The sequence below is a fragment of the Streptomyces phaeochromogenes genome (assembly GCF_001418655.1).
In the GTDB taxonomy this organism is placed as follows: domain Bacteria; phylum Actinomycetota; class Actinomycetes; order Streptomycetales; family Streptomycetaceae; genus Streptomyces; species Streptomyces phaeochromogenes.
Window position 1 is genome coordinate 1 of sequence record NZ_LIQZ01000511.1, and the last position, 7016, is coordinate 7016.

At 73.6% G+C, this 7016-nt stretch carries 5 protein-coding genes; 3 read left to right on the top strand and 2 right to left on the bottom strand.

Going from position 1 to position 7016, the window contains the following annotated elements; all coding sequences use genetic code 11:
* Positions 1-77: 77 nt before the first annotated feature.
* The 3 genes from AOK17_RS44275 to hutI are packed head-to-tail and all read left to right on the top strand — an operon-like array spanning position 78 to position 3873.
* Positions 78-1286 (top strand): allantoate amidohydrolase, encoded by a 1209-nt coding sequence (locus AOK17_RS44275; protein ID WP_079053638.1) that lies wholly within the window; start codon positions 78-80, stop codon positions 1284-1286.
* A complete protein-coding gene (locus AOK17_RS44280) occupies positions 1283-2644 on the top strand; it encodes a formimidoylglutamate deiminase (protein WP_107102663.1) in 1362 nt (453 codons plus the stop codon). The genes AOK17_RS44275 and AOK17_RS44280 overlap by 4 nt, the downstream gene beginning before the upstream one ends.
* A 41-nt stretch (positions 2645-2685) precedes the next feature.
* Positions 2686-3873, top strand: a complete 1188-nt coding sequence (gene hutI / locus AOK17_RS44285; RefSeq protein ID WP_055618314.1) for an imidazolonepropionase — start codon at positions 2686-2688, stop codon at positions 3871-3873.
* Between the two features lie 49 nt (positions 3874-3922).
* On the opposite strand, the gene AOK17_RS44290 is transcribed toward hutI, so the two are convergent.
* Both AOK17_RS44290 and AOK17_RS44295 read right to left on the bottom strand, forming a co-directional pair.
* Positions 3923-5290 (bottom strand): DUF418 domain-containing protein, encoded by a 1368-nt coding sequence (locus AOK17_RS44290; protein WP_055618315.1) that lies wholly within the window; start codon positions 5288-5290, stop codon positions 3923-3925.
* A gap of 179 nt (positions 5291-5469) precedes the next feature.
* Positions 5470-7016 (bottom strand): ricin-type beta-trefoil lectin domain protein (locus tag AOK17_RS44295; RefSeq protein ID WP_425424691.1); only part of this gene is annotated, 1547 nt, incomplete at its 5' end.

Consider the following 7016-nt stretch of genomic DNA (forward strand, 5'->3'; position numbering starts at 1 on the left):
AAACGCCGGACGGGCTGAATGTGGCTGGACCGGGCTCGAAAGCTCAGCCGCGCCCAACGCCGCCGTCCTTCCACGACATGTGGCGGGAGCTGCAGCCCATCGGCCGGCACCCCGACTCCGGTGGCTACCGGCGGTTCGCCTGGACCGGGGCCGATCGGGACTGTCGGGACTGGTTCGAGGAACAGGCCCGGACCCGTGGGCTGAGCTATGAGCTGGACCGGAACGGGAACCAGTGGGCCTGGCTCGGGGATCCCTCGGCGGGGGACGCCGTGGTCACCGGGTCCCACCTGGACTCCGTCCCGGACGGCGGCGCCTTCGACGGCCCCCTCGGTGTCGTGTCGTCCTTCGCCGCGCTGGACGAACTGCGGAGCAGGAACGCGGAGTTCGCCAAGCCGCTCGCCATCGTGAACTTCGGTGACGAGGAAGGGGCCCGGTTCGGGCTCGCCTGTGTGGGGTCCCGGCTCGCGGCCGGGGAACTCACCGTCGAGGCGGCGCGGCAGCTCCGGGACGGTGACGGGGTCAGCCTTCCGCGGGCCATGGAGGCCGCCGGCTACGACCCGGACGCCATCGGGGCCGACCCCGAGCGCCTGGCCCGGATCGGCGCGTTCGTCGAGTTGCACGTCGAGCAGGGCCGTGCCCTCGACCTCTCCGGCGACCGGGTCGGCATCGCGAGCGCCATCTGGCCGCACGGGCGGTGGCGGTTCGACTTCCGGGGCGAGGCCAACCACGCGGGGACCACCCGGCTCGTGGACCGCCGCGACCCGATGCTGTCGTACGCGGAGACCGTGCTCGCCGCCCGGCGGGAGGCGAGCCTCGCGGGTGCCGTGGCGACCTTCGGCAAGATCTCGGTCGAGCCGAACGGCGTCAACGCCATCCCCTCCCTCGTGCGCGGCTGGCTCGACTCCCGCGCCGCCGACCAGGCGACCCTCGACACGGTCGTGAGCGGCATCGAGAAGGCGGCCCGCGAGTACGCCGACGAGCACGGGGTCCAGCTGGACGTCGTCCGGGAGTCGTTCACCCCCGTCGTCGAGTTCGAGCACGCCCTGCGGGACGAGATCGCCCGCATCCTGGGCAGGGAGAAGGATGCGGACCTCAAGGTCCCCGTCCTCGGAACGGGCGCGGGACACGACGCCGGGATCCTCTCCGGATCCATTCCCACCGCCATGCTGTTCGTACGCAACCCCACCGGCGTCTCGCACTCGCCGGCCGAGTACGCCGCCGAGGACGACTGCGTGGCCGGGGTGACCGCACTCGCCGACGTACTGGAAGGGCTGGCCTGCACGTGAGCGCGCGAGGCACGACCTACTGGCTGGAGCACGCCTGGCTCGACACCTTCGTCGAGCCGGGCGTGGCACTGGACGTGGACTCGGAGGGGCGGATCGCCGCCGTCCGCACGGGCGTCGACGCCCCGCCCCCGGGCGCCGAGATCCTGCGCGGGCTGACCCTTCCCGGTCTCGCCAACGCCCACAGCCACGCCTTCCACCGCGCCCTGCGCGGCACCGTCCAGGTCGGCTCCGGCACCTTCTGGACCTGGCGCGAGATCATGTACTCCTTCGCGGACCGGCTGACCCCGGACACGTACAAGGCGCTCGCCCGCGCGGTGTACGCCGAGATGGCCCTCGCCGGAGTCACGGCCGTCGGCGAGTTCCACTACGTCCACCACGCGCCGGGCGGCACCCCGTACGCCGACCCAAACGCGATGGGCGAAGCCCTCATCGAGGCCGCCGCCGAGGCGGGCATCCGCATCACCCTCCTCGACACCGCCTACCTCGCCGCAGGCCTCCTCAACAAGCGCACCGGGCAGCCCCCGAACCGCCACCAGCTCCGCTTCTCCGACGGGACCGCAGAGGCCTGGGCCGAACGCTGTTCAGTTCTCAAGGACCGGGATCACGCACGGATCGGGGCCGCCATCCACTCCGTACGGGCCGTGCCCGCGGGGCAGTTGGCGACGGTGGCGCGGTGGGCCGAGGAGCGGCGGGCCCCGCTCCATGTGCACCTGTCCGAGCAGACGGCGGAGAACGACGCCTGCCTGGAGACGCACGGCTGCACGCCGACCCGGCTGCTCGCCGACCACGGGGTGCTCGGCCCGCGCACGACGGGCGTCCACAACACCCACCTCACCGACGAGGACATCGCACTGCTCGGCGGCTCCACGACCGGCACCTGCATGTGCCCGACCACCGAGCGCGACCTCGCCGACGGCATCGGACCGGCCGTCGCGCTCCAGCGGGCGGGCTCACCGCTCTCCCTCGGCTCCGACAGCCACGCCGTCATCGACCTGCTCGAAGAGGCGCGCGCCATGGAGCTGAACGAGCGCCTGCGCACCCGCACCCGCGGCCACTGGACGGCGGCGGCGCTCCTGCGCACCGCCTCCGCGGGCGGCCACGCGGCCCTGGGCTGGGACGACGCGGGCACGCTCGAACCCGGCGCGCTCGCCGACTTCACGACGATCGCGCTCGACTCGGTCAGAACAGCGGGGCCGGTGCCACGGCTCGGCGCCGAGACGGCCGTATTCGCGGCGACCGCGGCGGACGTGCGCCATACGGTCGTGGGCGGCCGGCACGTCGTACGCGACGGAGCCCATGCCCTCGTGCCGAACGTGCCGCAGGCCATGGCCGAAGCCGTCGAAGCCCTGCGCGCCTGATCCTCGCGCCCAGCCCGAGCCCGAGCCCCGACAAGGACGCCATGAGTACTGCGAACGGCACGACGACCGTCATCACCAACATCGCCAGTCTGGTCACCAACGATCCCTCCCTCGGTGACGGGTCCCCTCTCGGTCTGATCCAGGACGCGGCTGTCGTCATCGACGGCGACCGCATCGCGTGGACCGGTGATTCAAGAGAAGCACCCGCCACTGACAATCGGGTCGACGCCGGTGGCCGCGCGGTGATCCCGGGCTTCGTCGACTCCCACTCGCACCTCGTCTTCGCGGGCGACCGCACGCAGGAGTTCAACGCCCGGATGTCCGGCCGGGCCTACAGCGCCGGCGGCATCCGTACGACCGTCGCCGCCACCCGGGCGGCGAGCGACGAGGAGCTGGAGCGCAACCTCACCCACTACCTCGCCGAGGCCCTCCGCCAGGGCACGACCACCTTCGAGACGAAGTCCGGCTACGGGCTGACGGTCGAGGACGAGGCCCGGGCCCTGCGCATCGCGTCCGCGCACACCGACGAGGTCACCTACCTCGGCGCCCACATCGTCTCTCCCGACTTCGCCGACGACCCCGCCGCGTACGTCGCGCTCGTCACCGGCGAGATGCTCGACGCCTGTGCCCCGTACGCCCGTTGGATCGACGTCTTCTGCGAGAAGGGCGCCTTCGACGGCGACCAGGCCCGCGCGATCCTCACGGCCGGCAAGGCGAAGGGCCTGCACCCGCGCGTCCACGCCAACCAGCTCTCCTACGGCCCCGGAGTGCAGTTGGCCGTTGAGCTGGACGCCGCCTCGGCGGACCACTGCACCCACCTCACGGACGCGGACGTCGACGCCCTCGCGAGCGGGGACACCGTGGCGACCCTGCTCCCCGGCGCCGAGTTCTCAACCCGTGCCGAATGGCCGGACGCCCGCCGCCTCCTCGACGCGGGCGCCACCGTCGCGCTCTCCACCGACTGCAACCCGGGCTCGTCCTTCACGTCGTCCGTGCCCTTCTGTATCGCCCTGGCGGTACGGGACATGCGCATGACCCCGGACGAGGCGCTGTGGTCGGCCACCGCGGGCGGGGCCCAGGCCCTGCGCCGCACCGACGTCGGCCGCCTCGCCCCGGGCGCGTACGCCGACCTCGCCTTCCTCGACGCCCCGAGCCATGTCCACCTGGCCTACCGGCCGGGCGTACCGCTGGTCGACCAGGTGTGGCGGCGGGGCGTACGCGTGGTCTGAGGCGGGCCCCGGGCGGGCCGGTCACTCAGCCCGCGCCCGCCTCGGCCAGTCAGCCTGCCTTGGCCTTGGCCCCGTACATCAGCCGCCGCAGCACCGCCTCGGCCGGGCCCCGGCGCCCCGCGCGCTCCAGGGCGTACGCCCCCGCCACCGTGAGCAGCCAGACGCCGACCGCGAAGAGGGCCATGGTCCAGCTGGACAGGTGCTCTCCGAGGCCGAGCCCCCAGGCGGCCAGCACCGGCGCGAAGAGCAGCGAGTGCGCGAGGTAGCAGGACAGGGACCGCTTGCCGACCGCCGACACCGCCGCGACGACCGTGGCACCGGCCCCAACCTCAACACCCGCGCCCGCGTCCGTACCTGCGCTCGTACCTCCGCCCGCGCGCCCACTCGCACCCGAGCCCGCAATCGCACCCGAGCCCGCAATCGCACCCGCCCGGCGGCTGCTCCACCAGTGCACGAAGAGCGCGACGGCCGCCACGTAACCAAGCCCGGCGGCGTTGCCGGTGACGTCACGGAGCAGCGTGAGCGCGCCCTCCTCGCTCTGCGCGTCGGCCGGTACGTCCAGGGCGCCGACGTGGGCGAGCGCGGTGGGCAGCGCGCCGAGCCAGCCGACCGTGATGCCGATGACGGCCGTGCGGCGCAACAGGGTCCGATGGCGTCCGGGCTCCTCCAGGACGCGGCGCCGGGCCGCCCAGAAGCCGAGCAGGAAGACGACGTATCCACCGCCGACCAGTGCCAGCGTGGAGGCCAGGAACGTGACGAACAGCCCGGTCTCCAGCCGGGTCCCGGCCGCCGTGAGCCAGTTGCCCTCCTGTGCGGCGTACGCCAGGAAGCCGGGCTCCGCGCCCGCGTCCCCGAGCGTGCCCAACTCGCCCCGGAGCAGGGCCGATACGACAGGCTGGGCCGCGAAGAACACCATCAGTACGGCGCCGACGCAGATCCACCTCTTCAGCGCGCGCTCGCTCCGCCGCAGGAAGACCAGGCCGAGGACGAGGCTCAGCACTCCGTAGTAGCCGACGATGTCGCCCGCCATCAGCAGGGTGGAGTGCAGGAGCCCGATGACGATCAGCCACAGACTGCGCCTGCGCAGGATCCTGGCGGCGCCCCGCTCGGAGTTGCCGGCGGCGGTCTGCCGGAGGAAGAGCTGCATCATCCCGTAGCCGAAGAGAAACGCGAAGAGCGGATAGACCCGCAGGTCCAGCACGATGATCATGGTGAACTGCACGGCGTGGTCGAGCCATGAGCCGTCCGCGGGCTGCCAGCCCGAGGGTCCGCGTCTGGCCGCCCAGAGGTGGAAGGCGGTGTTGGACAGAACGATGAGCAACAGCATGATCCCGCGTGCGAGGTCGGGTGCGAGCGCCCGCTCCTCGGCCCGCACGCCCCCGCGCCGCACCGGCGTCTCTTCGCTCGTGGTCGTCATGACCTCAAGCTAGGAAGGGCGGGACCCGGGCGGCATCGGTCGGCGGTCCAGCACCGACCGACCAAGGGATGACACGGAGCCGGGGGACCGCGACCAAAGTCGACGCCGAATGCCCCCTCGGTCAGAAGCCCGGCCAGGAACCCCGGTCAGGAACTCCGGCCAGAAGCCCGCCCAGAGGTTCACGCAGGCCCCGCCCCCGCCCGCCACAACTGCTCCGTCCGCCCCGTGTCCGGGGCCAGGTCCAGGCCGTCGTCGCCGTACGGAGTCAGCGCGTGGTCCGGGGCGACGGCCGGGCGGATCACGCCGTCGGCGGTCACCGCGAACCGCAGGTTCACGGCGTTGCGGCCGCCGAGCGAGTCGCACTCCCAGATGCCCACGCCGTCGTCCGTCGCGCCGCGGCTGTCCAGACAGAAGTCGGGGTCCGCGTACGACTGCAGCGCACCCCGTTCGGCATCGACGCGCCAGCGCTGGGTGCCGGACGAGGAACAGGGGGCCGTGACGACGTCCGTGCCCTTCTCCATGTCACCGTCCCGGATGTCCAGACAGCGGCCGGTGGAGCGGTTCACGACCTGGGCGTAACTGCCGTTCGGAGGCGGCGGCGCCGGGGCGGACGGCGGGCTCGACGTCGGGTGGGAAGGGCTCGGGGACGCCGACTTCGACGGGCGTGAACTCCTCGTCGGGGACGGGGAGTCGGCGCCGCCCGTGGGGGAGGCGGAGGGTGCCGTCGGGACCGTGGCCGTCACGGTGACCGCAGGCGGGGGCACCGGATTCCCCGCGCTTCCCGCCGTGTCGGGCCCTGAGCCGCCCGAGGTGAGGAGGAAGAGCAGCAGCGGGGCCAGGGCGACCCCGAGTGCCGCGGAGGCCAGCACGAGGCGACGGGAGGGCGGCCAGACCGCCAGGGACCCCCAAGTGGCCGACTCCGTCTGCGCGGTGGCGCGAGAGCGGGCCGCCGCGCCCGTGCCGTACGCCGTGCCGCCCCACGGCAGCAGGCCCTCGGCCAGGCCGGTGTGCGGGTCGTCCCGCAGCGCGGACAACTCCTCGTACGCGGTGGCGCAGTGCGCGCACTCGGCCATGTGGGCGCGCAGATCCGCGCTGTGGCGGGGGCTGTCGGGGCGTACCGACTCCTCGATCAGCCGGCGGAAGTCCTGGCAGCGCGGATCGCCGGAGGCGGCGAGATGGCTCTTCAGGAAGGACGCGCGCAGGGCCTGGAGCGCGGGCTCCGTTCCGTACGTCACGTCCTCGCGGGTCAGTCCCAGCAGGCCCGCCGTGGTCTCCTCGGGCTCCCGCTCCACGATCCCGTACCAGGCGAGGCCCTGGACCCGGGAGGGGAGCGACCGGAACGCGTCGAGCAGCGGCGGTGTCGGGCCCTCGGGACCGGCCGCGCGCAGCCGTGCGAGCAGTCCGGGGTCGAGGCGGCCGGCCCGTTCGTCCCCGGTCCAGGTGACGGCCACCCGTCCCGCCAGCAGCAGGAGTTGGTGCCGCCAGGGGCCGCCCGGGTCGGAGCCGCGCGCGGTTTCCTGGGCGGCGAGGGCGAACGCCCGGTCCGTCAGCTGCCGCGCCGCGGAGTCGGCGGTGGTGCACAGACGGGCGTACGCGAGGACCGCCGGCCGGTGGCGCAGGCGCAGTTCGCGCAGAGCCGCGTACGACGTCTTGGTGTCCGCGCGCAGCAGCTCGGTGAGCCGCGCGTCGGCCGCACCCGCGTGCACGCCGACCCCGCCCTCACCCC

Coding starts and splice junctions, on each gene's coding strand:
- AOK17_RS44275 (WP_079053638.1), top strand. CDS start 78: ATGTGGCGGGAGCTGCAGCCCATCGGCCGGCACCCCGACTCCGGTGGC.
- hutI (WP_055618314.1), top strand. CDS start 2,686: ATGAGTACTGCGAACGGCACGACGACCGTCATCACCAACATCGCCAGT.
- AOK17_RS44290 (WP_055618315.1), bottom strand. CDS start 5,290: ATGACGACCACGAGCGAAGAGACGCCGGTGCGGCGCGGGGGCGTGCGG.